Here is a 25,830-nt window from a genome sequence, read left to right as displayed (position 1 = left end):
ATATCCAGGAATTTCCTTCCTAAGTCCCTTAAAGGGACTTGCACAGTTCCTACGTTCCGTTCCATATCACAAAGCCCTTCCCAGGAAAATGCTGCGCGTTCATTCCTAAAAACCTGCAGGGTGTAAACAAGTCGACCCATACAATGCTTTCTTCCTTCCGCAACTCAATGGATGCTCGACTTATACTGCGAAGGGGTAACGCCGGTCCATTTCTTGAACGTGGAGCTGAAATGCCGCTCCTCCTGATAGCCGACCAGACGGGCGACGGCGTAGATTTTGAGATCCTGCTGAAGCAGATTCTTGGACTTCTCGATTCGGTACTGATGTAAATAATCAAGGAAATTGACGCCGAGCTCCTGCTTGAACAAGGAGCTTAAATACGTGTTGGAAATGTAGGCCTCGCGGGCGACCGCCTCCAACGTCAGGTTGGTATTGTATTTCTCCTTGATCAGCTTCAGCACGGACTGCACCGTACGGTGCAAGGTTCGGTTGGAAGAACAGGCTTCCACGAGATGCTGCATGATTTTTTTCACGATGGTTGCCAGTTCCTCCAATGTCTCCACTTGCGGAAGCTGCTCCATGGAATTCACCAGCCGGTTCTTCCATTCAAACGCCCCGATCCGATGCTCCTTGGCGATTCTCTGCAGGCTGATCATAAACGTTGTCGCCCGCAGGTTCACCTCCTGCTTGCTGTAACCGGACTGCGTCTTGAACATATCGAGCCACACATCTAGATGATCCAGAGCCTGCTCAAAGCTTCCATGCCGCAAATCATCCAGCATCTCCCGTTCGCATGCCTCGAATCGCTCGTTATCCAATATGGATGAAGACGCTGGTCCGCTCTCTTGTCCGGTACTTTCTCTGCGCAGCTTGTCAGAGTAAAAGAACACGCCTCCTCTGCCTTGGAAGAAACGGGACTCCATCGCTTGAACCGCTTCCTGATACGAGTCATGGGCCTGATTGATGGATCCCTTCCAAGACCCGAGGGCAATGCTGACCGTCATCTTCAAATACTTCTCCAGATTCCCCTGCAATGCCCGGATATGCGGCTCAAGTCTTTCTTGTGATGGCGCCGAGCCGGACGTCAGTTTAGCTCCGCCTCGCCCGCCCTTCTCGGCCATACTGGCTACCCACAACAGGTCGTCCCCTTCCTGGAACGCTTCGATGCGGCCGCCGTAGACGCTGTCCAGCGTTTCCTTCACAATGTTGACAGCGGCATAACGCAGGAGTACTACATCCCGTTCATCCAGCGGAATTTGAGACGTATCCACACGAATCAACCCAACTTGTACGCCGATATTCCGAATATCCATCTGCAGCTCCAACATGAGACGCCGCCTGTCTTCAAGCGGGACGGCCGGATATCGCGTCCATTGTGATAGAACATGGCTCTTCATTAATGGAATGTTGCGGTTCCAGGACAGGTCAATCTCCTTCAGCCTGGATTCGCGAGCCTCCTGAAACTCCGCTGCCTTCTTGGCTTCCAGCACGGTCCTGAGAATCTCCTCCGGCCGGCAAGGCTTCAGGATGAAATCCGCCGCTCCAAGCCGGATCGCTTGCTTCGCATAATTGAACTCGTTATAACCGCTAAGAATGATGGGCTGGAACGTCATCCCGCGGGCCTTGGCAACTTCAATCAGCTCCAATCCATCCATATGGGGCATCCTAATATCCGTCAGCAAAATATCCGGACGGCAGCTTTCCATGATCGACAAGGCCTCGCTGCCGCTTCCCGCTTCGCCGCATATGACGATCCCGTGGGATTCCCAATCAATTAACTGGACCATTCCTTCTCTCACCGATATTTCATCTTCCGCTATAAGCAGTTTCATATTCAGGTTAATCCCCTTTCCTCTCTAGATGGATGACAGCCCGGGTGCCTTTGCCTTCCTTGCTGTCCAGTTCAAGATAAGCCCCGGTTTGAAACAATCGCAGGCGCTCTTGAATATTCAGCAGCGCAAAACCGGTCCGCAACTCGTCCTCCCTGGCCTCAAGGCTTCGATTCTCTACCCGCTGCAAGCCAGAGGTCAGCTTGTGCAGCTTCGCCTCAGGTATCCCGATCCCGTTATCCAGCACCTCCAGCACGACGGAATCCTCCAGCCCGTATGCCCGCAGGGTGATGAAGCCGCTCCCGTTCATCGGCTCGATTCCGTGGATGATGGCATTCTCAGCCAGAGGCTGCAGGATCAGCTTGGGGATCATAAAGGAAGCTACCTCCGCTTCAATCTCAATCGAGAAATCAAACCGGTCCATGAAGCGGCTTTTCTGCAAAAACAAATAGTTCCGTACCAGCTCCATCTCCTGGTGAATCGTAAAAAAGTCCTTGCCGTCATTCAGGCTGAGCCGGAATACCTGCGACAAGGAGTACACCATGTCCGCTATATCCTTCTCCCCCTTCTTCTCTGCCGTCCAACTGATCGTATTCAATGTGTTGTACAGAAAATGAGGGGATATCTGCGCCTGCAATGTTTTCAACTCCGCTTTCTTCTGCTTCAGCTGCGTAGCATACACATCATCGATCAGCACCTTGATGCGCTTGACCATCGCATTATAGCCGCTCCCGAGCTCTCCGATCTCATCCTCTCCGGTAAAATGCACCCGCTGCGTGAAGTCGCCCGTCTGGAGCTTGCGCATGGAGCGGGAAAGCTTCATGAGCGGCTTCGTAATCATGTTGGAGAGCAGCCAGGTGACGACAAGGCTGATGATGAAGCATACAACGGCTACAGCCACCGTCAATTGTCCGATCCGTCCCAGCTCTCTCACCAGCTTCTCCCTAGTATTGACCACGACAACATGCCAGCCCGTGCTAGGCGAAACCGTCTGGGTTATTATCCAATCCGGTGATTCCTTCCAGAGCCCAAGCCTCTCTTCCGTTGAGAATCCGGCATGGGCACCATTCGCTCCATTATAGGGAAGCTCCGTATCATATTTTCCGATCCAGTGCTGGTCCGTGGCCGTGATGATGAGCCCGTCTTCGCTAATGACAAACATCTCGGTCGCGAGCGAAGGCTGGCCCAGATACAATCGGCCGATCCGGGCCGCATCCACGCCGATCATGATCAAGCCTGCCGGCTTCAAGTCGTAGATATTGCCGATGACGCGCGACAGCACGATTTTATGGTAATGATCCCCGACAAAAATGCCGTCCGACGGCTTGACTAGACCATAGATGGGACTGCCCTTGGCCTTGAGCGCGGCATCGAAGTAAGGACCCTCCATGAAGCGGGATAAGGTCATCGCGCTCGTGATACCCGCCTGATTCGCTGCGAACGGTTCCAAATGCTCGTAGCCCGGCTTGAGTGTGTATAATATCATCGATTGGATGGAATCGCTGGCAACCATCATATTCGAGACGGTTTTGAAAGCCTTTTGCCTTTCCGCAGGCTGATACCCCGATTCCAGCAATCTCTGGATTTCATCGTCCAGAAAGAGGTTGTTGGAGAAAAACAGCATTTCTTTGGCAATGCTGTCAATCTGATCGGCCGTTTTTTGCGTGAGTTGATTCTGGGTCTGCTTCATCTTGTCCATCACTTCATTGGACGATATTTCATAGGCGATCCACCCCATGGCAACAATGGTTGCCATCAGCAGCGGAACAAACCAGAACAGAAGCTTGAATCGAATCGGCATGCCGGTGTACCACCGCTTATATCGTGGTGCTCCATTCATGAATGCATTCACCTGTTTTCAGAAGAAGATGTGAAGGTTTGAAATTACTGTTATTATAGCGGATTCTTTCTGCAAAAAGATCGGCTCCGTCCCAACACCTGAAAAATGCATACATCCATCTGAAATTTCCGGCATGTTGCCCGCTTCCCTGACCCGGTATGATGAATCTTGCAAACTGAAAAATATCAATAAAGGTGGGTTAACCAAATGAAACCTATGAGATTATGGCTGCTGACGGTGATCATGGCCGTCATTCTGGCAGGCTGCGGTGGTTCCGGCGGAACAACCGCAACGGACGGCGGATCGAACCCGAAGCCGGATGAATCCGGGACAGATCCAGGCACGAAAACGGAAGAAGCGGTAACATTGAAGATGTTCACGGCTTATGCCGACCGCGCGAACGGCCCAGGTAAAATAGAGCAGGAAATCATCGATGCCTACATGCAGGAGAACCCGAATGTCAAAATCGAGGTTGAAGCTCTGCAGGATGAGCCTTACAAAGCAAAAATCAAAGTGTATGCGTCCACCAACCAGCTGCCGGACATCATTCAGGCATGGGGACAGCCTTCTTTCCTCTCCCCGCTGCTGGACAACGACATGCTGCTCGAATTGAATCCGGATGACTTTAGCGGCAGCAATTTCGTGGCGGGCTCGGTTGACGGCTTCAGCAAGGACGGAAAAATGTACGGAATTCCCCGGAATACGGACTATGCCGTCCTATATTACAACAAGAAGATTTTTGACGATAACGGCTTGAAGGTGCCGGCGACGGTGGCGGAACTACTGGATGTCGTGAAACAGCTGCGCGCCAAGAATATTAATCCTGTTGCGATTAACGGAATGGAAGGCTGGACGCTGCCGATCATGTTCGATTATTACGCACAGCGTGCAAGCGGCGACTTTACGCTGATGGACAAAGCGTTTAACGGTGAAATCTCTTTCACGGACCCCGGTCTGGTTCAAGGCGCAGCGGATATGCTCGCTTTTGCCGATGCCAAGGGCTTTGCGGACGGCTGGTTGACAGCCGATTACGGCACGGCGCGAAACCTATTTGGACAAGGTCAGGCAGCGATGTTCTTCATGGGGAACTGGGAAGCCAGCCTGGCTACCGATGAGAACTTTTCCGAGGAATTCCGCCAGAGCGTCGGCGCGATCTCTTTCCCGGCATCCGAGAAGGGTGCGCAAACGGACATTGCGGCATGGTATGGCGGCGGTTACGCCATCTCCAAAAGCACCAAGCATGCAGACGCCGCCATTGCGTTCATGAAATACTTCTTCGCGCCGGACAACTGGCCGAAAAAAGTATGGCAATCGGGCGCAGGCACGCCGGCGCAAAAATTCGACCAGTACTTAACGGGTGAAGAAACGGAGCTGCAAAAGCAGCTGATCGATATTTTCACCAATATGACTTCGTCCTCTGGCACGCCGCTTCAGGACATATCCAGCGACGAGTTCAAGCAAAAATCGATGGAGATCCATCAGCAGCTGCTGTCTGGCAAAATCACACCGGAGCAATTCGCGAAGGAACTGGATGCCGCGGCTGCTAAGGCCAACGCCAAATAACATGGAAATTCAAGGAGCATCCCGATAGGGTCTACATGGACCGTGGGATGCTCTTTTTACATGCCGAAATCATCGAGATTTTACGGCACGTTTCCCTAACATGAATGAACAACCTCGAAAAAATGAATACGCTCATCGTAAATTTTCGGCATGTTCCTGTCATCAGCGCTCGGATACGATAGCTTTAGTCGGAGTTTCGGGACCAGCGCAGGCGCTTGGCCCCATCCAGTTTATGAAGGACGGAGATGTTGAACACCATGCACAAAGTACTTAGCGACAAAAAAGCCATTTTTCTGCTCATTGCTCCGGGCTTGATCTTGTTTGTATTCATGATCTGCGTCCCCATCATCATGAGCGCTTATTACGGCTCGACCGATTGGGGCGGCATCGGCAAATACAACTTTGTTGGCCTGAGTAATTATAAGGAGATTCTGTTCGAGGACCCCGTATTTTGGAATTCGCTCCGGAATGCGCTGCTGCTCACGGCCGCTACCCTAGTGATCCAGCATCCGATCGCCGTTCTGCTCGCCATCTTCCTTACCCATTGCGGGAGATATGAAAAAGTATTCCGTACCATCTTTTTCATTCCAGCTGTCATCTCCATCGTGGTGACCGCCAAACTGTGGAGCGGGATTTTCCATCCCAATTACGGGCTGCTCAACAAATTTCTGGAGGGCATCGGACTGAGCATGCTGAAGCATGACTGGCTAGGCGATCCCCACACCGCCATCTGGTGCATTATCGTGGTTGTCATGTGGCAAGGCTTCGGCTATGCGCTGCTGCTGTACTACTCGGGTCTTCAGGGGATTCCCAAGGATTTGGGCGAAGCGGCCAAAATCGACGGCGCCACCCATACACAGCTGTACACCCGGATCATGATTCCGCTGCTGGCTCCCATGATGCGGGTGGCTATCATCATTGCCGTCACCACCTGTCTGAAACAGATGGAAACCGTGTTTCTCATGACCAACGGCGGACCCGCCAACAGCACGCAGTTTCTGGGCAATTACATTTACAAGGTCGCGTTCTCCTCATCCCTCTACGGATACGGAAATGCCATTTCGGTGCTGTTCATTGTATTCTGTCTGATTTTAACGGTCGTGCTGAATAAAGCTTTGAAAAAAGACGTCGGAGAGTTTTAAGCATAAAAAGGAGGGTTTTACCTTTGTCATTACCGATATCGCCGCCAGGCCGCAATCCACAAGCCGTTCCCGCTTCAAGCCGGCTCGTCCGGCGAAGCTTCTGGCCTAAAATCGCGCTGTTTGCTTTTATGATCATCGTTGCCCTAATCCAGCTCTTCCCTTTGATCTGGCTGATGGATTACTCTTTGCTGAAAAGCGGGGATTTTTTTGGAAAAAACTTTCTGGTGTGGCCGGACCCGCCGCAGTGGGAAAATTACAAAAATGCGTTTACCTATGGCCGCGTGCCTCTGTTCTTCTTTAACAGCCTGCTAGTCACCGTCATCACGGTTGCGGCTTCTGCCGTGCTGTCACTGATGATGGGTTATGCCTTTACGCGCATGCGATGGAAGCTGAGCGGTTTCTTCCTGGCATTCGTCATGCTCGGCATGATCATTCCGATTCATGCCACGCTGCTGCCGAACTTCATCCTATTCCACAAGCTGGACATGCTGAACAACCTGTTCACCTTGATTCTTCCGTACACGGCCATCGTCATTCCGATCAGCATGTTCATTTTGACCGGGTTTCTGGAGACCATCCCGAGGGCGATCGAGGAATCTGCCGTTATAGACGGTGCCGGTATATTCGACGTCATCTTCAAAATTATTTTCCCGATCACTAAGCCGGCGATCGCCACGATCTGCGTGCTCAATTTTATCAGCACTTGGAATGAATTCATTATGGCCAACACCTTCCTCACCAGCGAGGACATCAAGACCATCCCCTTCTCCATCATGAAGTTTGCAGGGGAATATTCCTCCAATTACGGAGCGCAATTTGCTGTTATGACCATCATCGCCCTGCCCACCATCCTGATTTATCTCCTGTTCACCGAGCAGATGACCAAGGGCATAACGGCTGGAGCGGTAAAAGGATAGCCTCGCCGATGCTAAAAAACACCCCTGAATGATAGGAAAGAGCCGAACCTTTGGGATTCGCTTTCCTTCTATTACAGGGGTGTTCATTATTTACAGTTGTTCATTCGAACGTATCGTTTCCTCACAGAAATCGTTCATTTCAGAGATGTTTGGCAACAGTTCCCCGGGCTTCTCGGATTTCATCCATTCCACTGCCGGGCTGCCTCCTCGCGTGAGCGCTGGATAGCTTCCTCGGCAGGCAGGTTGATCTTGATTCCGTCCTCGCCCATCCATTCGACCTCTCCGGAAGCCGCTCCGCGGCCAACGATCAGACGCAGCGGAGCGCCGGCAAGGTCGGCATCCTTGAACTTGACGCCGGCCCGTTCGTCCCGGTCATCCAACAGCGGCTCCAGGCCAGCTTTGTTTAGCTCGCTGTAGATATGTTCAGCCAGTTTCATCTGGGCCTCATCCTTAACCGCAACCGGGAGAATGTGCACCTTGAACGGAGCGACGGACATCGGCCAGACCAATCGCTCATCCGAGATGCACTGCTCGGCGATGGCGGCCATGACGCGGGAGACGCCAATACCGTAGCAGCCCATGATCAGCGGTTTCTCCCGTCCATCGGAATCCAGGAACATACTGTTCATGGCGTCACTGTATTTCGTACCCAGCTTGAACACATGTCCAAGCTCAATCCCGCGATGAAATTCGAGCGGCGCTCCGCAGCGCGGGCAAGGTTCTCCTTTGATTACATTCCGGAAATCACCGGTATAGTCCAGCGGAAAATCATGTCCTGGACGGACTCCCTTCAGATGCATATCCCCCTGGTTGGCACCGGTGATCCCCTCTGCCATAGCCGCTACTTCGTAATCGACTAATACCTTTAGGGTTAGGCCTACCGGTCCCGCAAACCCGACTGGGGCTCCCGTCGCCTGCATCACCTCTTCGGCACTCGCTAATTCCGCGAGCTCTGCTTCTAGGTAAGACTTCACCTTTGCCTCGTTGGCTTCACGGTCTCCCCGGACAAGCACCGCAACCTGTTCTCCGTCCACTTGGTAAATCAGTGTCTTGATCAATTGCTCCGGGCCGACTTGGAGGAATTTAGTCAATTCCTGAATACTCTTCACATTCGGCGTCAATATCTGCTCTATGGCAGAATGACCGTCAGCCGCCGCAGACTTCCTATCAGCCTGCTCAGCCGGAACCGCAGACTCCGCACGCTCCAGATTTGCTGCATAACTGCAATCGCTGCACGAAACAACGGTATCCTCGCCTATATCCGCCAACGCCATAAACTCATGGGTCTCCCCTTGCCCACCAATGGCACCCGCATCAGCTTCCACCGCCCGGAACGTCAGACCGCAGCGCCTAAAGATTCGTTCATACGTTTCATACATGTTCCGGTAGGACGCATCCAGCCCCTCCCAGTCCCGGTCGAAGGAATACGCATCCTTCATCAGGAATTCACGACCCCGCAGCATACCGAAACGCGGACGCCGCTCATCCCGGTATTTGCTCTGAATTTGGTACAGGTTCACCGGCAGCTTTCGGTAGGAAGAAATCTCTTGGCGAACGATAGACGTAATCACTTCTTCATGGGTTGGCCCAAGCACGAACTCCCGGTTATGGCGGTCATGCAGCCTGATGAGTTCCGATCCGTAAACATCGTACCGGCCCGATTCCTTCCACAGCTCGGCGGGCTGGGCAGCGGGCATGAGCATCTCCTGCCCGCCAGAGGCATCCATTTCCTCCCGAATAATGGCCTCGATCTTCCGCAAGACCCGCCAGCCCAGCGGCAGATACGAATAGATTCCTGCCGCCGTTTGACGGATGTAGCCGCCACGGAGCATCCATTGATGGCTTAGTGCCTCCGCCTCGGAAGGCACATCACGCATCGTTGTCATCAATAATTGGCTTTGCCGCATCTTCCTCATACTCCTTCTTATATCCATGAATGAACCTGCCTGAGCGCAAAAAGAGCACATTCGCTCCTAGGGACGAATGTGCTCGTGGTACCACCCTGATTCCATCTTTGCGGGACGCAAAAGACGCTCCTTGCAAGATGCTTTATCAGGCGGTAACGGACCGAACCGGCTCCGCTTGTTCACAGCGGGCAACTACAAGGTAGGAAGGACGCAGCCTAGCGGGTTGAAGCCTTTCAGCCGGGGGCTTCTTTTCTGTCACGCCGAATCTTGCATCCTCATGTCCTTGATGATCGTTATTCACGGGAAATTCATTTTCCAATACATTACAGCCGGACGTTCAGAATGTCAAGCATGAAAAGAACAGGCATACTTAATGAGCGATATGATCCAGCACTTGCCGCAAGATCCCGATGACATGATCATCTTCATACGTATAAAAATAGGTATTCCCGTCCCTGCGGAATTTGACCAGTCTTAAACTTCGCAAATAGCCAAGCTGGTGGGATACCGCCGACTGACTCATGCCAAGCACCTCGGCAATATGGCCGACGGGGCATTCTTCTTGCGAGAGCAAATGAAGAATGCGGATCCGCGTCGGATCCGAAATGGCCTTCAGCAGTCGTGACGCTTCCATGGCCTGGTCTTCGTGCAGCAGCTCATGGTGCTCTTTTTCCATAAACTAATCCCCTCTTCTCCATAATGGCTTGAACGATTTCGCGGGCATCCCGTGAAACTCCTGCCAAGAGTGCGGAGCCCCGGTGCGTCTGCCAAGGCAAACCTACATAATAGAGCCCCTTCACCGGACTGATACCGCGTGTATGAATAACAGCCTTCTTATGATCCAGCGCTTGATCCACACAAAGCCAATCATAACTGGAAACAAAGCCGGTTGCCCAGATGATATTCCGAACCTTGAGCTCCGTTCCATCCTCGAATCGCATTCCGCAAGCGCTGGCATCAACGGCTCTCTTTTTCAACACCACTTTACCGCACTTGACCGCTTGTTTCAATTCATATCCAAAAATCGGGTCTCCCCGGCGCTTCAGTTTACGTCCCAGCCATGAGGAACCGCTGGCAGATAAAATGCCGAGTTTGTCCAACCACCAGAACATGCCCTTTCCCCCAAGTGTCATGGGTAAATACCGCGGCTGCTGTCCGAGGGCCAAATACGTTTCCCGGCCACCCGACAGTTCGACCGCGATCTGTGCCCCGCTGTTCCCGCCGCCAACGACAAGAACGCCGCCCTCCTGAAGCTGGGAAGGTCGCCTGTAATCGGATGAGTGCAGTTGGAGAATGTCCCCTGTAACCGATGCGGCAAACGCCGGAATTTGAGGCTCTCGGAACGGCCCTGTAGCGATGATTAGTGTCTTCGCATGATATTCTCCCTGAGGCGTATCGATTATAAAACGGTCTTCTTCCTTGCGGACACACTTCACATCCGTCTCAAACTGAATGGGCAGCTCAAACCGTGCTGCATAGGATTTCAGATAGGAAGCCATCTCATCTTTATCCGGGAAGCCGTCCGGATCCCCCTCTATCCTCAATCCATGCAATGCACTATGAGTCCTCGGCGTAAACAACTTCAAGGAATCATATCTAGTCTTCCATGCATCACCTGCCTCCGTCCCTCGGTCCAACATCAGAAATTTCATCCCCGCCTGCTGCAGCCAATAGCCGGCTGCCAATCCTGCTTGCCCCGCCCCGATAACGATTACATCCCACATCATATAGATATCACTCCAATTATATGAATAATTGCTCATATATACATATAACATGAATCTTGCTCTCACTTCAAGCCTAAAATGGTGATAGCATCGTCAAACGTTGCATGAAACTCGAATAAATATCTGATGATTCAGTTGACAACACACACATTCAGTCATACTATAGGCATAAAGTTGCTTCGAGGAAACATTATATGCTCGGCCCAATTTAGTAGGGAGAGGTTAAACTTTATGGATGAGACAAAGAATAGGCAGCATTTGCATCAGGCAGCGCTCGGCGAGCGGTTTCTGATTGAACAGGTGGATATCCGCGGAGAGCATAAACGGCGGCTTCTTGACCTCGGATTCGTTCCGGGCTCCGTTATCGAAGTGCTGAAAGCCAGCCCGCTCGGTGACCCCACCTCTTATAGAGTAGCAGGTACCGTCATTGCATTAAGAAAAGAAGAAAGTCAGTTAATCTGGGGTAAGGTGATGTCATCATGAGAACTTTTACGGTCGCACTGGCTGGCAACCCGAACACGGGCAAAAGCACGCTTTTTAATGCCCTCACCGGCCTAAAGCAGCACACCGGCAACTGGTCCGGCAAAACGGTCAGTCTCGCAAGCGGCAATTACGAATACAAAGACACCCGCTTCCAATTTATCGATCTGCCCGGGACGTACTCCTTGTTCTCCAACTCGGCCGATGAAGAAGTGGCGCGCGATTATATTATTTTTGAGAAACCGGACGTTACCCTGCTGGTTCTGGATTCTACGGCGCTGGAAAGAAGTCTTAACCTTGCGCTTCAAGTGCTGGAAATGACTGACCGGGTCATCGTCTGCCTCAATCTGATGGATGAAGCGAAGAAAAAAGGAATCAAGATTAACGCACGCAAGCTAACGGATCAACTCGGTGTTCCCGTCATTCCGATATCGGCCAGAAATAACGATGGGCTGGATACCCTGTCCGAGCAGCTGCTTCTGATGTGCACAGGGCAGACTTCGACTACGCCTTACCGGATGAAATATAACGAACAACTGGAATCGCAGATTTCCGGCCTGGAGTCCGAATTACGAGACATTTTCGGCGATGAATATCCAGCCAGATGGCTGGCCATCCGCTTTCTGGATGGAGACCGGAAGCTGATTGCGACGCTGAAAGACCGATTAAAGGCTTCGGATAAAGGGGGGATTTCAATTGGAACAGCTAAAACGCTTGGAAGCTCTAACAGCCATCATTCCTGCTGAGCAGGTAGAGGATGTTCGGGAAGACATCGTGGGCGAGTTATTCAAAAAATCCCGCGAGCTGTGCAGTGACGCCGTCACCGTGACCAACCGGGAGCTTCTGTACCGTTCCGAGCGTCTGGACCGCATCTTCACCTCCAAGCTGTGGGGATTTCCAATCATGCTGGCCATGCTCGGCGTTATTTTTTACTTAACGATCGCAGGGGCTAACGTGCCTTCTTCCATGCTGGCAAGTTTCTTTGGCTGGATCGAAGGATACCTGACAATGGCCTTTCAAGCCCTCCATGCTCCCGATTGGCTCTATGGCGTGCTGATACTCGGATTGTTCCGGGGTACCTCCTGGGTCGTCAGTGTCATGCTGCCTCCCATGGCCATCTTCTTTCCGGCCTTTGCGCTGCTTGAGAACTATGGCTACTTGCCTCGGGTAGCCTTTAACTTGGACCGCCTGTTCAAAAAAACGGGAGCGCACGGCAAGCAGTCCCTTACCATGGCGATGGGATTCGGCTGCAATGCGGCGGCCATTATGTCGACCCGGATTATCGAGTCGCCGCGGGAGCGAATGCTCGCCATTCTGACCAACAACTTCGTACCCTGCAACGGTCGCTGGCCGACCCTGATCCTGCTGGCCTCCTTGTTTATGGCTGCAGGTTTTTCGGGGGGAGCCCAGACGCTCGTGACGGCTTCCGTTGTTATGGGCATGGTGCTGATCGGTGTCGTTGTCACGCTCGCGGTATCATGGGGATTATCCAAAACCGCCTTGAAAGGCATTCCTTCCCACTACACACTGGAGCTGCCGCCATACCGTAAACCGAAGATTCTGAATACGATTCTCCGGTCAACCCTGGATAAAACCATCTATGTCCTGCGCAGAGCCATTATCGTAGCGGCGCCTGCAGGCGTGCTTACCTGGGTACTTGCCAACATCTATATTGGCGATGCCAGCATTCTGGTTCATTTCGTTGAATTCCTTGATCCGTTTGCGCGGGCGCTCGGACTCGACGGCTTCATTCTGATGGCCTTCATCATCGGACTTCCCGCAAATGAAATCGTGCTGCCAATCCTGCTGATGGGATATTTGGCTACTGGCTCCCTGACCGAGGTTACCGATATGTTTGCCCTCAAGCAAATCTTCCTGGATCAAGGCTGGACCTGGCTGACCGCGTTAAACATGATGCTGTTCTCGCTGCTCCACTATCCTTGCGGAACCACGCTCGTCAATATCTGGAAGGAAACCAAAAGTGCGAAGTGGACATTTCTGTCCTTTGCCATCCCGACGGCTATCGCAATTGGCGTTACCTTCCTTGTTACTCAGGTGGCCCGGGCATTGGGATGGGTTTAACCACCTCTTCTTTCTGATAGCCATGCTGCAGATAGAAATGTATATAAAACAAACGAGCCACTTTAAGAAGTCTCTTAAAGCGGCTCGATATTTTTTTATGCGGAAATGGATGAGTTCTACTTAACCTTTCACCGACCCTGCAGCGATGCCTTCCACGATACGATCGCTGAGGAAAAGGAACATCAACAGAATTGGCAAAATACTGATCATCAACGTTGCTCCAATAGCACCCCAATCGGTCGTATATTGTCCGATAAAGTTTTGCACGCCGACGGTAAGCGTCTTGAACATATCCGAGCTGATGAACGTATTCACGAAAATAAACTCGTTCCAGTTGTAGATCATGTTAATGATGGCTGTTGTCGCCAGCACCGAGCCTGTCATCGGAAGCACAATCCGGAAGAAAACCCGGTGAACCGAGCAGCCGTCCATCACCGCCGCTTCTTCCACTTCCTTCGGCAGCGTGTAATAAAACCCAAGCAGAATCATAATCGTAATCGGCATATTGAATGCCACGTACGACAATATCAAAGAAACCGGGTGATCCGTCAAACCGACCTTGTTAAACATGCTGAACAGCGGGATCAAGGTGGAATGAACCGGGATCATCATGGCAACCATGAACAAGCCGAGGACAAAGGAACTGCCCTTCCACTTCATTCTTGTAATCGCAAAGGTTACGAGACTCCCTAATATGACCGTTAGCGCTGTTGCTACGACGGTGATCCAGACGCTATTCAGAAAATAAACGCTGATGTTCCCGGCACTCCATACCTTCTCGTAATTCTCCCAGCGCGGATTCATCGGAAGGGACAGCGGAGGAAGATCGAATACCTCCTGATTGTTTTTTAATGAGAACAGCAGCAGCCATACGAGCGGAAACAGCTGGAATACGGCTACGCCGATCAGCACGATATACAGCAGCGTGTAACCCAACTTGCCTCCCACTCCGTTTCCGGACCGGGCGCGCCCGTCTTGGAGCTGTCCTGTGGCTCCGGATATCATGAAGTTTCCCTCCTTATGAATATTGGATCGTTTCTTTTGATGCCGTTAATTTCCGGATGACCCACGTTACAATCAGACAGATCACCAGCAGGAAGAACCCGATCGCGCTGCCGTAACCGAAATCATAAGCGCGGAAAGCCGTATGATACATGTAGGATGCCATCACTTCGCTCGCGCCGTTAGGCCCCCCGTCCGTCATAACAAAGATGAGGTCGAAATATTTCAAGGAACCTACCACCGCCAGCACGATCGTAACCTTAATCACTTCCATGATGAGTGGAAGCTTGATCCGGAACGCAATTTGCAGAGAGGTTGCCCCGTCAATCTTGGCAGCTTCAACCAGCGATGCCGGGATGTTCTTCAGAGCTGCATAATAGATCAAAATATAAAAACCGGCATACTGCCACAGAATCGGAATAAACAAAGCGAACAAGACAAGCGACGACTCAGCGAGCCATGCCGGCGGGTTCATGATCCCGATGGACTCCAGGAAGCTGTTCACAATCCCGTTTGTCGGGTGGTAAATGCGGAGCCACAGCTGTGCAATCGCAACGGAGGACAGCAGCATGGGTATGAGATAGATTTTGCGGAACAGGTTGGCGCCTTTGATCTTGGAGGCCAGCACCATCGCCACGGCCAGATAGATCACAAGGCTTGCAGCCGAGAATACGGCTAACAGCAGGGAGTGCCATGCACTATCCCAGAACTTGCCGTCCGAGAGCAGTGCCTGGTAATTATCGAATCCGATAAAGGTCATTGCACCGATGCCGTTCCATTCGTTCAGTCCGTAATAAGCGGTCAATAGAATTGGAATATAGACGACGGCCATAATCACAAGCAGTGCAGGCAGCACGTACAGCGCGATGATTTTTTTGTTGGACATCACTTTATCCAAAGTGTCCGACTCCTTTCTCCATGTGGTCTAGAGGAAAGATTTATCCGGCATCACTGCCGGATAAACCAGGGTCCCGTTTCTTTGTTGTCCTAAAGAGTCTTAGTTCCCTTTGGAGATCGCTGCATCATGCTCTTCGGAGAATTTGTCCGGTGTCACGGCTTTGCCGAAGAGCGCCTGGATCATGTTCAGATGCGTCTCGGCGGCATTCGCCTCCATCTGCACATCCGCGAACAAGGTGATACTGCTTGCCTGATTCATTTCATCAAACAGATCGATGTACAGCTGCGGAAGCTCAAGCGTTGAGGTATCCACCTTCGTTGCCGGGATGACACCGGCACCTGTAACGGACTGCTCGCCCCACTTGGTTACGAAATACTCAACAAACTTCTTGGATTCATCTTTCACCTTGGAATTCTCGCCGATGAACAAGCCAACACCAGGTCCGCCTACCCAGCTGTTAATATCGCCTTTGCCGCCTTCAACCGTCGGGAATTTGAAGAAACCGACGCTGTCGCGGAATTCTTGCGGAATCTCTTCATTGGTCGTAAAGTTAGGCAGTTCCCAGGTACCCATCATGTACATAGCCGCTTTGCCGTTCAGAAATTCGGATTTTGCTTCCTCGTTGGATAAGCCGTTGAACCCTTTGACAAACGCATTGCTATCCACCAGTGATTGAACCTCGGCGGCTGCCTTTACAAGCGACTCATCCTTGAAGGAACCCGAACCGCTAATTGCACTGGCAAGCGTTTCTTGTCCGCCGATTCGATCTGCCAAGTACATGTACCAGAGCGAACCGGTCCAGCGATCCTTGTTGCCAAGTGCGATCGGAGCAATCCCGTTCTCGGACAGCGTTTTCACAACATTCTTGAATTCTTCGTAAGTTTGCGGCACTTCCAAGTTAAGCTGTTCGAATATCGATTTGTTGTAATATACCGGCGCGATATTGAACTCGAGTGGAAGCGCATACGTTTTGCCGTCAATGGCATAAGCCTCGGTCGTGCCGGCTACGAATTTGCCATTAAGCTGACCACCCAGCAAATCATCTACCGGTGCAAACAAGCCGCCTTCTACATATGGCTTCAGGAATCCGGCTGCCCAGGTCACCCCTACGTCCGGAAGCTCGTTCGACGCGGAAAGCACTTTCAATTTATTTTTGTATTGCTCATTATCCAGCACTTCCTGTTTGATCGTCACGTTCGGATTCTCTTTTTGATATTCTTCGATGATCTGATTCACAATTTTGTTCTGTCCTGCAGAAACGCCTGCCGGCCATAAGTGCATGAAGTTCACCGTAACTTTCTCGCCTTCGCTGCCGCTGCTGCTTGAATCCCCCGTACTGTTGCTCGATCCACAACCAGCCGCAACCAGAGCGAGACACAATGTTAAAAGCAGAACCGTCCATTTTTTGTTGAACACGTTTACAACCCCTTTTCTAGTATGCTGTTCGCGTATTGAAACCGCTTTAATCAAATTTTATCAGTGAGGGGATGATTGTATAAGGTCATAATGATTGGGACTAATTCCACTTTTATTAGATTTCCGCTCCGCTATCGGATACGCTATGGCGGTATTGACTCGGGCTTACATCCTCAAGGTCACGGAACACCTTCACAAAATATTTTGCCGTTTGGTATCCTACCTTCTCTGCAATTTCCGCGACAGGCAGCGATGTGCCCGCCAGCAGCTCCTTGGCCCGCTGCACCCTGCGGCGCGTCAGATATTCGCTGAAGGTGACCCCCGTCTGCTCTTTGAATAATACGCTGAAATAACTGGAATTCAGATGAAGCACTTCTGCCACTTCCTTAAGCGATACCGACTCCTGAAGATGCTGATCCACGAACTTCAGCGCTTCCTGTACCTGGATGCTGTAGCGCCTATCCTGCTGCGACGCCTCCAGCAGTTTGGGATCCACCAGCTTCTCCATCCGCTCAATCCGATCTATTTTTTCCCGGCGTTCCAGGGCCGATTCGACCGCAGCTACCAGCTTCCGCTTATCCAGCGGCTTCAGGAGGTAATCCACGACGCCGTATTGCAGCGCTTTACGTGCATAGTCGAATTCCGAATAACCGGATATGACAATAATAACCGGCGGATGATCTAATTCATGCAATCTCTCCATGAGCTCGAGTCCCCCGATTTCCGGCATGCGGATGTCCGTCACCACCAGATGAGCCACCTGGCCCTGCAGCCACTCCAGCGCCTCTACGCCGCTTGAAGCCGTCACGATTCTGCATCGGCCCGACGACCATGCCTCCAGTGTCTTTCTTACTCCTTCCCTCGTTCTCGGTTCATCATCCACGATCAGTATCGTTTTCATGCTTCTCCCCCTCGGCATCGTTAGCCTGAACATTATTCGGAATTTGAAATGAGACCGTCGTTCCCTGACCCACCACACTGTGAATACGTAGGCCCGCTCGCCCCGAAGCGTAATACAACCGGATTCGTTGTTCTACATTGGCAATGCCGACACCGCTTTTTTTGGAAGATTCCGCGTATCCTTTTTCCATGGAGGAATAAAGAGAGGCCACCGTCTCCTCGTCCATACCGGGGCCGTCGTCGGTAACCGAGATGATCGTAAATCCAGAGCGATCGGAGGCATTCGCCCGTACAATGACGGTGCCTGGCCCCAATCGCTGCTCAACCCCGTGCAGGATCGCATTTTCCACGATCGGCTGAATCAGCAGCTTCGGAATCGGCACGCTTTTGCTGGCTTCATCCGCCTCGATTTTCCAAGATAACCGGTCCAGCATCCGCATTTTCATAATCATCAAATACCGTTCAGCATGATCCAGCTCGTCCCTGACCGTTACCCACTCATCCTCGTCTTTGCGGTTAATGACGTAACGGAATAAGCCGGACATCGCAACCACGATTTGGGCCAGCTCTTCTTCGCCCTGATCATCCAGCGCCCAGTAAAACGCTTCCAATGTGTTAAAAAGAAAGTGCGGATTGATCTGTGCCTGCAGCGCTTTAAGTTCTGTGCGGCTCTGAATAATCTCCTTCTGGTACACAACCTCGATTAATTCGTTCAGCGAATCTACCATCTGGTTATACGAGTTGTTAAGCTCGTTGATCTCCATCGTCTTCGAGGTGACAGCAATGGGTCTCAGCGTCCCCAGCCTCACGCCTCGCATGGCTTTGATCAGATTCAAAATCGGCCGGATGATCATCGTGGTCAGAATAAAGCTTAAAATCAGAAACAGCAGCGCACCAACGCCCCCAGATACGATAATCGCGGTTCGCAGCACCGATATCCCCTCAGTCGTATAATCGACAGGTGTCAAGATGACCAAGTTCCAGCCCGTGGCCTCAGACTGTTTCTGTACGGCAATGTAATTTTCATGACCGAGCGTAACCGTCTCCCCTTCGCGGTGCAAAACTTCCTTCGAATCCACCGGGGTAACAAAATCCGACGAGATTTCATTTCCCGCCTGATCGAACAGTCCCATCGTTTCACGCGAATCGCTGCCCATGCCGCCAGCCGAATCCGCCAGCGCAAAATAGTCCTTCTCCAGCTTCACGAGCAAGTACCCGCCGTGGGCAAAGGAATGATCAATCAGCCGGATTCTCCGTACCGCTACCACCACATCCGGATCCCGGGGATCCTGACCGAACCATACCAGCTTCCCCATGCCCTGGTCTGCCGCAGCAATCCAATCGCCCCTAACCCGGCTGGTCAGACTGCCTTCATCCAGCGGAAACAGCCGCCGATAGTCCTTCGTATATAATTCCAGCGACCGAATGCCCGTAGCATAGGCTTCATATTTACGAACCTCCTGTTGAAGGGACTGCCGTTCTCCGAATGTAATCGGCTTACCCGCGGTCTCCTGAGCCAGAAAGCGCTGAACCGTCGCGTTTGTCGAGACTTGAGCCGTCAATGTATCCACCTGCTTAAGCAGCGCATCCAGCTTACCGGTGGCCTGCACGGCCGTCTGCTGAATATGCTTCTCTGCACTGTTGCGCAGCAAGGCCGAAACCTGATCATATACAAACACCCCGACCAATGCCAATACGATAACCATCACCAGCATAAATCCAAGGAAAATTTGATTCCGCAGTGTATTCAGCCTGCCAAACCTGTTCAAGGCCTGCACTCCCTTTCGATTAGAACTATTATTCACTATAGGGGGTATAATTCCTGATGCCGTTCAAGCTCTCTTTTGCAATCGGAGCACAGCCCTCTTACAGCGCCTGCGTCATCCGCGTAAAAGATTAATTGACGCTTGCGGCGGCATTTACTGCACGCTTGTCCATCCTGTCCGCTGCGGGTTCGCGTTTTTGTTTTCAAATGAATGACATTACGCTCACTTCTGCTGCTGTTCTTGCGCCTGAACCCTACAAATACAAGAAAAACAAAAACCACTCCGGCCATCATCCCGATCATCCATCCCATGTTTATTTCACCTCCGACATGTAAAGGCTATTTGTACAAAATAGCTACTAAACGATTAGCAGATTCGCACCCCATGATCACGTATAAACGACGTCGCTACATCTAATACCAGCTGCGAACATTTTAACATATCTCTATTTGTAATGGCGGTGCGGGCACATTCCCAATCACAAAATACAACCGGGTTCCCGGAATGAAAACACAAAAAAGCCTTCTCACTCCCGTTGCTACGGGAAGGAAGGCTTTCGCTGTGCTTTCGTTCATGCAACCGGCATGGTGTCAGATCTTCAACTCACCGAGTTTTATCAACTCAACGACAGCTTGCGAACGGCCCTTGACGTTTAACTTCTGCATGACATTGGAGATGTGGTTACGCACCGTCTTTTCGCTAATAAACAACTGCCCGGCGATATCGCGAGTCGTTTTATCCTGTACTAGCAATTCAAATACTTCGCGTTCACGGTGGGTCAACAAGAACTTGCTGTTATGGTCGGTCCCCTTCAATGGTGTCACCCCTCCTTGCCCGGGTATGTGTGGTCTAACAAGGGTAAGGGATACAGTCAACTCATCTTATGTCAGACCAGGGGGGAAGGTGCGAAAGAGGCGAACAATTTGGGCGATTAGCCCGTATTGGCGATTTTTGTCCTTGCTTCCCACCGCATGTTGGTCTATGATGGGGGTGTAAAAATTATTTTCTTTATTTTTTCATTTTTTTAAAAATTATTTTCAAAACTGGAATCCCATTCGTTATGCCCAACAATAAGCTCACCCGGGAACCTTGAAGGAGGCTTTTGATGACACCAATCTTGCATATTATTTCTGTCGAAAAGGAAAGTCTGCCCCGTCAGGAACGACGACTCGCAGAGTTTATTTTGACAGCTCCATCCGAGATTGTGCATATGGGCATTAAAGATCTTGCAGAGCAGTGTGAGGTCAGCGCTGCCACTGTAACCCGTTTTTGTAAGAACTTTCAGTGTAAGGGGTATCCTGATTTTAAGCTCAAGCTCGCCGCCGAAATCGCTCATGCTGAAATGGCTTCGCGCACGGGAAATACGCGCTACCAGGATATCGTTGCCGGCAACCCGCTTGCCGGCATCGTCGAGGCGATTGAATCCAATCATCTGACTTCGATACGGGATACGACAGAACTGCTCGATTTGGGACAGCTGGAGCGTGCCGTGGATGCCCTATGCCGCGCGAAGCGCATTGATCTGTACGGAGTGGCTACCTCTTCCATTGTGGCACAGGACTTCTACCAGAAGCTGATCCGGATCGGAAAAAACTGCACGGCTTTTGCAGATTCGCATATGCAGATCACATCAGCCTCCACACTGACTTCAAGCGATGTTGCCGTGGCTGTTTCATACTCAGGCGAAACGCCGGAGACCATCGATGCGTTGAATTGTGCCAAAGACGCCGGCGCCTTCACGGTCAGCATCACGTCGTACCGAAGCAGTGCCATCTCCGCTCTGGCAGACATCACACTGTATTCCTCCTCATTAGAAGAAGGAATGCGCCGGGGAGACATGGCTTCGCGTATCGCCCAGCTTCACATTATTGACATCCTGTTCATGGGTATGGCCAGTCGGGACTTCTCTACGTATGTTCCCCGTCTGGAGCAATCATATCTTAATGTTCAAAACTATCGCAAAAGCCGAGGAGGACAATAACCAATGAATATTTACACATTCCGCGATGAAGAACAATTTGTGCAAACAGGCGCTAACCTGATCTCAAGCCTGCTCCATACGAATCCGCGCGCCACACTGGGACTGGCTACAGGAAGCACGCCGGTCGGACTCTATAACAAGCTGATTGAAATGAACCGTCAAGGCCTGGTCAGCTTCGCCCAAACCACAACCTATAATCTGGATGAATATGTAGGCCTTCCCGAGAATCATCCGGAGAGCTACCGCACCTTCATGAATGAGAAGTTCTTCAATCATGTGGACATCCAGATCGAACGGACCCATGTACCAAACGGCAATGCCGCCAATCCGGAAGAAGAATGCTTGAATTACGATAAAATGCTGGAAGAATTCGGCCCGGTTGATCTCCAGCTTCTAGGCCTTGGACATAACGGACATATCGGTTTCAACGAGCCTGGCGAGTCCTTAAGCGGGGGTACGCATGTGGTTGAGCTGCAGGAGAAAACACGTAACGCCAACGCCCGATTCTTCCCTACCCTGGATGATGTGCCAACCCATGCGATTACGATGGGTGTTGCTACGATCCTGAAAGCACGTCAAATCCTTCTCCTTGTCCGCGGTGAGGATAAAGCGGAAGCTGTTCACCGCGCATTGCAAGGACCGATTACCACAGAGTGTCCGGCATCGCTGCTTCAATGTCATCCGAACGTGGTTGTCCTTCTGGATCAAGGCGCAGGGAGACTTCTGGTATGAGTGGCGAACGAAAAGAATCTGTCCAACTGCTGTATGGTCAAGTCCTGACGCCAAACGGCATCTGCAAAGACGGCGTGCTGGCCATTCAAGGAGAGGTCATTTCATACGCCGGTGATGCTTCCGGACTCCCTGTCGATCTGAAGCAGGCAGCAGCGGAAGTGATCAATCAACCGGATGGCTACATTATTCCCGGTTTTATTGATATCCACGTACATGGGGGTAACGGTGAAGATTTCATGGATGCCACCAAGGATGTCCTGGATAAAATCACGTCGTTTCACAGCTCTCAGGGCACGACGGCCATGCTTGCTACCACGATGACGGCCCCTAAGGCAGCCATCGACCATGTATTGCAAGAAGTTAACGACTACCGTACACAAGACATGCCTTACACAAGACTGGTAGGCGTACATCTGGAGGGCCCTTTTATCAGTCCAAAATGGCCTGGCGCACAAAATCCGGAGCATATCGTTCATGCTAATATCGATTGGTTGGAAGAGTGGGTATCCACTTACCCTGACCTGGTTCGCCAGGTGACGCTGGCACCAGAGCGTGAGGGAGCGCTAGAGGCCATCTCTTGGCTGAACAACCACGGGATCATAGCCGCTCTGGGGCATACGGATGCCACCTACGAGGAAGTCGAGGCCGCCGTGGAAGCAGGTCTTAGCCATGGCGTGCATACGTTTAATGCGATGACAGGATTGCATCACCGCAAGCCTGGCGTGGTGGGCGCAATGCTGAGTGATGATCGCTTAAGCTGCGAGATTATTGCTGATGGTATCCATGTTCACCCCGCTGCCATTCGGATTCTAGCCCGCATGAAGCAAGACGGAAATCTGATTCTGATTACCGATGCGATGTCCGCTACCGGTATGGCTGACGGCGAATATACGCTGGGTGACCTGCCGGTCGTTGTGGAGAACGGCATCGCTACGCTCAAGAGCAACAGAGACAGTCTGGCTGGCAGTACGCTGACGATGATCAAAGGCTTTCAGCTGTTGGTCCGAGAGGTTGGATTGAGCATTGAACAGGCTTCCCGCGTCGGAAGCCTTAATCCCGCCACAAAAATCGGCATCGCTGATCTTACAGGTTCTCTTGAAGTCGGCAAACTTGCCGACGTGCTAATCCTTTCAAGTGATCTAGAGCTTCAAGGCGTTTGGATTCAAGGACGACGCAAACATTAATCTATTGATTATTGCCTATAACAAGCAAAGCAAAGGAGCTGCCTTTTTAGGATGATTTCATTCCTAAAGAGCAGCTCCTTTTGTATAGAGGTTTTACCGGCTGTTACGATTACCGCCAAACCAACCGTCATCCGTATCATTCTTTATCAGGTTGCCGCGGGTATCATTCATACCGTCACGACCGCTAACATGAAGTGGGAACACGCGGTTAATCCATGTGCCGAAATCGCGCGAAAGCGTTCCAACCGTGTTCGCCGCATGACCATCCGTTCCAAAACGACGGGCATGCTGATAAAATCCCTCATCTGTGGAAACATATACTTGACTGATATGTGGAGCGGTTTTGCGAATCTTGTTCGTAACTTCATGACGAACATGCTGAGGAACCTCTTCACGAGTGCTCATCGTACCCATGTTGTTGTAAGTTCCATAAGGAACGCCATTGATGCCTGTTCCCATATAAGTGTTATTAGTCGTTCCCCTAGTTCCTGTAAGGCTGTTGGTTCGTATACCGTCGGTACCCATAAGTCCATCCGTGCGTGTTCCCGTAAGTCCATCCGTGCGTGTTCCCGTAAGTCCATCAGTACGTGTTCCCATTAGTCCATCAGTGCGTGTGCCGTTAGTACCCATAAGTCCATTCGTGCGTGTTCCGTTTAACGTATTATAATTGCTGCCGCCAAATCCGCCATGGGTGGTCGTTCCGTTTACACCGAAGCCGCGGTTATCAGCAGTGCGACCAAGGCCTGTTGTGTTTTCTACAGCACGTGTGGTTTTTCCCACGACACGTTCTGTACCCCTAGCCATGTTGTTCAGAAGGCCAACGCTGCCCGTGCTTGAAGTTCCGAACGTACGGTTCCTAACATTTGTTCTGTTCATGCCTGTCGTCGTCCGGCCGTCTGTATAACGGTTTGGAGTGCTCATACCCGTCACATGACCGTCAATGTTATTGGTGTGCGCGCCATCCTTGGACAGTGAAACGTAGGCGTTGTGGTTGGTCACAAATACATGTGCTGTACCAACGCCAAGATCAGACACCTTTTTGGACAACGTTTTGCTGTACTTAAGGTTCGTCAGGTCATGCTGTTGCGTGCTTCGCACGTGCAGGTTATTATTCCGCACGGATTTCACACCGACACGGCCACCGTCCACACTTTGGGTACGCGTCGTTTTGCCGTCAGTAGTGTTACCGCACCCTGCTACCGCAGCCATACTAAGCAGCAATGCTGTGGAGACGGTCAGGTTGAGGGCTTTGGACTTAATCATGATTCATCCTCCATCTCTATAGTGAGTGTGTTAACATCGTATAGGATGACCTTGCAGCAGAGCCGGTATGCTGAAAGGTTTTAACATGGAAGATAAATGCTGACTAGACCTTTTATGCACCAAAAACGCCGATTAAAGCATTCAGCATCGGTGTTTCATTCCATTATAATGTCCTGGTTTATTCAGTTAAACGAAATCAGGGCAAGCCCTGTTAATCACCCTCTTCAAGCGGTGTTCGCACTTGTTCAAGCCAAGCTATGTTGTCCTGATACCATCGGATCGTCGCACGAATGCCGCTTTCATAATTATATTGGGGAGTCCAACCAAGCTCCTTCCTTATCTTATCAGCATTAATCGCATAACGACGATCATGTCCTAGGCGATCTTCAATGTGCTGAATCAATGATTCAGGTTTGTTCAGTTCAGTCAAGATCGTACGGATGACCTGCAAATTATTCCTTTCATTGTGTCCTCCAATATTATATATTTCTCCATCAACGCCGCGGCGCAAAACCAGATCGATTGCCCGGCAATGATCTTCTACGTACAGCCAATCGCGAACGTTCAAACCGTCGCCATATACCGGAAGGGGCTTGTTATGCAAAGCATTGTAAATGATAAGCGGTATTAGCTTTTCAGGATACTGATATGGGCCGTAATTATTTGAACAGCGCGTGATATTGATCGGTAATCCAAACGTCTCATAATAAGCTCGAACAAGCAAATCAGCGCCTGCTTTGCTTGCAGAATAAGGACTGTTGGGTTGAAGCGGTGATTCTTCGGTAAATAATCCATTGGCTCCAAGCGTTCCGTAAACTTCATCCGTAGAAACCTGAACAAACTTGCAGACACCATATTGCCTGGACAAATCGAGGAGCGTCTGAGTTCCAATCACATTCGTCATGAAAAATAATTCAGGCTGCACTATGCTTCGATCGACATGAGACTCAGCTGCAAAATTTACTACCGCATCGACCCCCTCCTTAAAGAGGGGGTCTAAAGCTGCTCGGTCTCTGATATCCGCTTTCACAAAACGATATTTAGGATTCGTCCGCACTTCGCTCAGATTTTCTGAATTGCCGGCATACGTTAGTTTATCCACATTAATAAATTCGTCATGCGGATGTTGAGACAGCATATATCGTATAAAGTTACTGCCTATAAATCCCGCACCGCCTGTAACAACGATCTTCATGCCACC

The 25,830-nt window shown here is 51.2% G+C and carries 23 protein-coding genes; 9 read left to right on the top strand and 14 right to left on the bottom strand.

What is annotated here, in order from left to right:
* Positions 1-164: 164 nt before the first annotated feature.
* A complete protein-coding gene (locus tag ABEW73_RS16240; RefSeq protein WP_430169738.1) occupies positions 165-1,832 on the bottom strand; it encodes a response regulator in 1,668 nt (555 codons plus the stop codon).
* A 7-nt stretch (positions 1,833-1,839) separates the two neighbouring features.
* Complete coding sequence (locus ABEW73_RS16235) at positions 1,840-3,669, bottom strand: cache domain-containing sensor histidine kinase (protein ID WP_430169740.1); 1,830 nt, start codon at positions 3,667-3,669, stop codon at positions 1,840-1,842.
* Positions 3,670-3,876: 207 nt separating this feature from the next.
* On the opposite strand from ABEW73_RS16235, the gene ABEW73_RS16230 reads away from it, so the two are divergent.
* The 3 genes from ABEW73_RS16230 (at position 3,877) to ABEW73_RS16220 (ending at position 7,291) form a co-directional block, all read left to right on the top strand.
* A complete protein-coding gene (locus tag ABEW73_RS16230; protein WP_430169742.1) occupies positions 3,877-5,232 on the top strand; it encodes an ABC transporter substrate-binding protein in 1,356 nt (451 codons plus the stop codon).
* A gap of 257 nt (positions 5,233-5,489) precedes the next feature.
* Positions 5,490-6,374 carry a carbohydrate ABC transporter permease gene (locus ABEW73_RS16225; protein ID WP_430169744.1) on the top strand — a complete coding sequence of 295 codons (885 nt, stop codon included), beginning with the start codon at positions 5,490-5,492 and terminating at the stop codon, positions 6,372-6,374.
* A gap of 23 nt (positions 6,375-6,397) precedes the next feature.
* Complete coding sequence (locus ABEW73_RS16220; protein ID WP_430169746.1) at positions 6,398-7,291, top strand: carbohydrate ABC transporter permease; 894 nt, start codon at positions 6,398-6,400, stop codon at positions 7,289-7,291.
* A gap of 179 nt (positions 7,292-7,470) precedes the next feature.
* Here the strand turns inward: ABEW73_RS16220 and ABEW73_RS16215 are convergent, their stop codons facing one another.
* The 3 genes from ABEW73_RS16215 to ABEW73_RS16205 form a co-directional block, all read right to left on the bottom strand.
* Positions 7,471-9,198, bottom strand: a complete 1,728-nt coding sequence (locus tag ABEW73_RS16215; protein WP_430169748.1) for a proline--tRNA ligase — start codon at positions 9,196-9,198, stop codon at positions 7,471-7,473.
* Between the two features lie 370 nt (positions 9,199-9,568).
* Positions 9,569-9,874 (bottom strand): ArsR/SmtB family transcription factor, encoded by a 306-nt coding sequence (locus ABEW73_RS16210; RefSeq protein ID WP_098742508.1) that lies wholly within the window; start codon positions 9,872-9,874, stop codon positions 9,569-9,571.
* On the bottom strand, positions 9,855-10,922 hold the full coding sequence (locus ABEW73_RS16205) for a flavin-containing monooxygenase (protein WP_430170019.1): 1,068 nt from the start codon (positions 10,920-10,922) through the stop codon (positions 9,855-9,857). The genes ABEW73_RS16210 and ABEW73_RS16205 overlap by 20 nt, the downstream gene beginning before the upstream one ends.
* A 234-nt stretch (positions 10,923-11,156) precedes the next feature.
* Here ABEW73_RS16205 and ABEW73_RS16200 point away from each other — a divergent pair, with 234 nt between their 5' ends.
* Genes ABEW73_RS16200 through ABEW73_RS16190 form a run of 3 tightly spaced genes read left to right on the top strand, consistent with a single transcriptional unit; the run spans position 11,157 to position 13,487 of the window.
* Positions 11,157-11,408 (top strand): FeoA family protein, encoded by a 252-nt coding sequence (locus ABEW73_RS16200; RefSeq protein ID WP_098742506.1) that lies wholly within the window; start codon positions 11,157-11,159, stop codon positions 11,406-11,408.
* Positions 11,405-12,151 carry a FeoB small GTPase domain-containing protein gene (locus ABEW73_RS16195; RefSeq protein WP_430169750.1) on the top strand — a complete coding sequence of 249 codons (747 nt, stop codon included), beginning with the start codon at positions 11,405-11,407 and terminating at the stop codon, positions 12,149-12,151. Before ABEW73_RS16200 ends, ABEW73_RS16195 begins: the two co-directional genes overlap by 4 nt.
* Positions 12,102-13,487, top strand: a complete 1,386-nt coding sequence (locus ABEW73_RS16190) for a nucleoside recognition domain-containing protein (RefSeq protein ID WP_430169752.1) — start codon at positions 12,102-12,104, stop codon at positions 13,485-13,487. Before ABEW73_RS16195 ends, ABEW73_RS16190 begins: the two co-directional genes overlap by 50 nt.
* A 120-nt stretch (positions 13,488-13,607) precedes the next feature.
* On the opposite strand, the gene ABEW73_RS16185 is transcribed toward ABEW73_RS16190, so the two are convergent.
* From ABEW73_RS16185 to ABEW73_RS16155, 7 genes are all read right to left on the bottom strand, one after another.
* Positions 13,608-14,492, bottom strand: a complete 885-nt coding sequence (locus ABEW73_RS16185) for a carbohydrate ABC transporter permease (protein WP_076323079.1) — start codon at positions 14,490-14,492, stop codon at positions 13,608-13,610.
* Between the two features lie 13 nt (positions 14,493-14,505).
* Complete coding sequence (locus tag ABEW73_RS16180) at positions 14,506-15,387, bottom strand: carbohydrate ABC transporter permease (protein WP_430169755.1); 882 nt, start codon at positions 15,385-15,387, stop codon at positions 14,506-14,508.
* Between the two features lie 99 nt (positions 15,388-15,486).
* Positions 15,487-16,803, bottom strand: a complete 1,317-nt coding sequence (locus ABEW73_RS16175; protein WP_430169757.1) for an extracellular solute-binding protein — start codon at positions 16,801-16,803, stop codon at positions 15,487-15,489.
* A gap of 115 nt (positions 16,804-16,918) precedes the next feature.
* Positions 16,919-17,704: a response regulator transcription factor gene (locus tag ABEW73_RS16170; protein ID WP_430169758.1), complete on the bottom strand. Its 786-nt coding sequence runs from the start codon at positions 17,702-17,704 to the stop codon at positions 16,919-16,921.
* Entirely contained in the window at positions 17,679-19,472 is a 1,794-nt protein-coding gene (locus tag ABEW73_RS16165; RefSeq protein WP_430169760.1) for a cache domain-containing sensor histidine kinase, read from the bottom strand. The genes ABEW73_RS16170 and ABEW73_RS16165 overlap by 26 nt, the downstream gene beginning before the upstream one ends.
* A gap of 35 nt (positions 19,473-19,507) precedes the next feature.
* A complete protein-coding gene (locus ABEW73_RS16160) occupies positions 19,508-19,780 on the bottom strand; it encodes a hypothetical protein (RefSeq protein ID WP_430169762.1) in 273 nt (90 codons plus the stop codon).
* Positions 19,781-20,059: 279 nt separating this feature from the next.
* Entirely contained in the window at positions 20,060-20,284 is a 225-nt protein-coding gene (locus tag ABEW73_RS16155; RefSeq protein WP_006208732.1) for a helix-turn-helix domain-containing protein, read from the bottom strand.
* A 290-nt stretch (positions 20,285-20,574) separates the two neighbouring features.
* Here ABEW73_RS16155 and ABEW73_RS16150 point away from each other — a divergent pair, with 290 nt between their 5' ends.
* Genes ABEW73_RS16150 through nagA form a run of 3 tightly spaced genes read left to right on the top strand, consistent with a single transcriptional unit; the run spans position 20,575 to position 23,366 of the window.
* On the top strand, positions 20,575-21,450 hold the full coding sequence (locus tag ABEW73_RS16150) for a MurR/RpiR family transcriptional regulator (protein ID WP_076323073.1): 876 nt from the start codon (positions 20,575-20,577) through the stop codon (positions 21,448-21,450).
* Between the two features lie 3 nt (positions 21,451-21,453).
* On the top strand, positions 21,454-22,182 hold the full coding sequence (gene nagB / locus ABEW73_RS16145; RefSeq protein ID WP_430169764.1) for a glucosamine-6-phosphate deaminase: 729 nt from the start codon (positions 21,454-21,456) through the stop codon (positions 22,180-22,182).
* Positions 22,179-23,366 carry an N-acetylglucosamine-6-phosphate deacetylase gene (gene nagA / locus ABEW73_RS16140; protein WP_430169766.1) on the top strand — a complete coding sequence of 396 codons (1,188 nt, stop codon included), beginning with the start codon at positions 22,179-22,181 and terminating at the stop codon, positions 23,364-23,366. The genes nagB and nagA overlap by 4 nt, the downstream gene beginning before the upstream one ends.
* A 93-nt stretch (positions 23,367-23,459) precedes the next feature.
* On the opposite strand, the gene ABEW73_RS16135 is transcribed toward nagA, so the two are convergent.
* Positions 23,460-24,629 carry a YhcN/YlaJ family sporulation lipoprotein gene (locus tag ABEW73_RS16135; protein WP_430169768.1) on the bottom strand — a complete coding sequence of 390 codons (1,170 nt, stop codon included), beginning with the start codon at positions 24,627-24,629 and terminating at the stop codon, positions 23,460-23,462.
* Positions 24,630-24,840: 211 nt separating this feature from the next.
* A complete protein-coding gene (gene rfbB / locus ABEW73_RS16130) occupies positions 24,841-25,824 on the bottom strand; it encodes a dTDP-glucose 4,6-dehydratase (RefSeq protein WP_430169770.1) in 984 nt (327 codons plus the stop codon).
* Positions 25,825-25,830: the final 6 nt, after the last annotated feature.

Origin of the sequence: Paenibacillus lautus (assembly GCF_050482385.1) — a bacterium.
In the GTDB taxonomy this organism is placed as follows: Bacteria; Bacillota; Bacilli; order Paenibacillales; family Paenibacillaceae; genus Paenibacillus_AQ; species Paenibacillus_AQ lautus_B.
The sequence above is the reverse complement of the archived record's forward strand: the minus strand, read 5'-3'. Positions and strand labels throughout refer to the sequence as shown.

What these genes read in the sequence shown, in the direction of transcription:
- ABEW73_RS16240 (WP_430169738.1), bottom strand. Translation starts at nt 1,832, where the DNA reads ATGAAACTGCTTATAGCGGAAGATGAAATATCGGTGAGAGAAGGAATG.
- ABEW73_RS16235 (WP_430169740.1), bottom strand. Translation starts at nt 3,669, where the DNA reads ATGAATGGAGCACCACGATATAAGCGGTGGTACACCGGCATGCCGATT.
- ABEW73_RS16230 (WP_430169742.1), top strand. Translation starts at nt 3,877, where the DNA reads ATGAAACCTATGAGATTATGGCTGCTGACGGTGATCATGGCCGTCATT.
- ABEW73_RS16225 (WP_430169744.1), top strand. Translation starts at nt 5,490, where the DNA reads ATGCACAAAGTACTTAGCGACAAAAAAGCCATTTTTCTGCTCATTGCT.
- ABEW73_RS16215 (WP_430169748.1), bottom strand. Translation starts at nt 9,198, where the DNA reads ATGCGGCAAAGCCAATTATTGATGACAACGATGCGTGATGTGCCTTCC.
- ABEW73_RS16210 (WP_098742508.1), bottom strand. Translation starts at nt 9,874, where the DNA reads ATGGAAAAAGAGCACCATGAGCTGCTGCACGAAGACCAGGCCATGGAA.
- ABEW73_RS16205 (WP_430170019.1), bottom strand. Translation starts at nt 10,922, where the DNA reads ATGTGGGATGTAATCGTTATCGGGGCGGGGCAAGCAGGATTGGCAGCC.
- ABEW73_RS16200 (WP_098742506.1), top strand. Translation starts at nt 11,157, where the DNA reads ATGGATGAGACAAAGAATAGGCAGCATTTGCATCAGGCAGCGCTCGGC.
- ABEW73_RS16195 (WP_430169750.1), top strand. Translation starts at nt 11,405, where the DNA reads ATGAGAACTTTTACGGTCGCACTGGCTGGCAACCCGAACACGGGCAAA.
- ABEW73_RS16185 (WP_076323079.1), bottom strand. Translation starts at nt 14,492, where the DNA reads ATGATATCCGGAGCCACAGGACAGCTCCAAGACGGGCGCGCCCGGTCC.
- ABEW73_RS16170 (WP_430169758.1), bottom strand. Translation starts at nt 17,704, where the DNA reads ATGAAAACGATACTGATCGTGGATGATGAACCGAGAACGAGGGAAGGA.
- ABEW73_RS16160 (WP_430169762.1), bottom strand. Translation starts at nt 19,780, where the DNA reads ATGGGATGGATGATCGGGATGATGGCCGGAGTGGTTTTTGTTTTTCTT.
- ABEW73_RS16150 (WP_076323073.1), top strand. Translation starts at nt 20,575, where the DNA reads ATGACACCAATCTTGCATATTATTTCTGTCGAAAAGGAAAGTCTGCCC.
- nagB (WP_430169764.1), top strand. Translation starts at nt 21,454, where the DNA reads ATGAATATTTACACATTCCGCGATGAAGAACAATTTGTGCAAACAGGC.
- nagA (WP_430169766.1), top strand. Translation starts at nt 22,179, where the DNA reads ATGAGTGGCGAACGAAAAGAATCTGTCCAACTGCTGTATGGTCAAGTC.
- ABEW73_RS16135 (WP_430169768.1), bottom strand. Translation starts at nt 24,629, where the DNA reads ATGATTAAGTCCAAAGCCCTCAACCTGACCGTCTCCACAGCATTGCTG.
- rfbB (WP_430169770.1), bottom strand. Translation starts at nt 25,824, where the DNA reads ATGAAGATCGTTGTTACAGGCGGTGCGGGATTTATAGGCAGTAACTTT.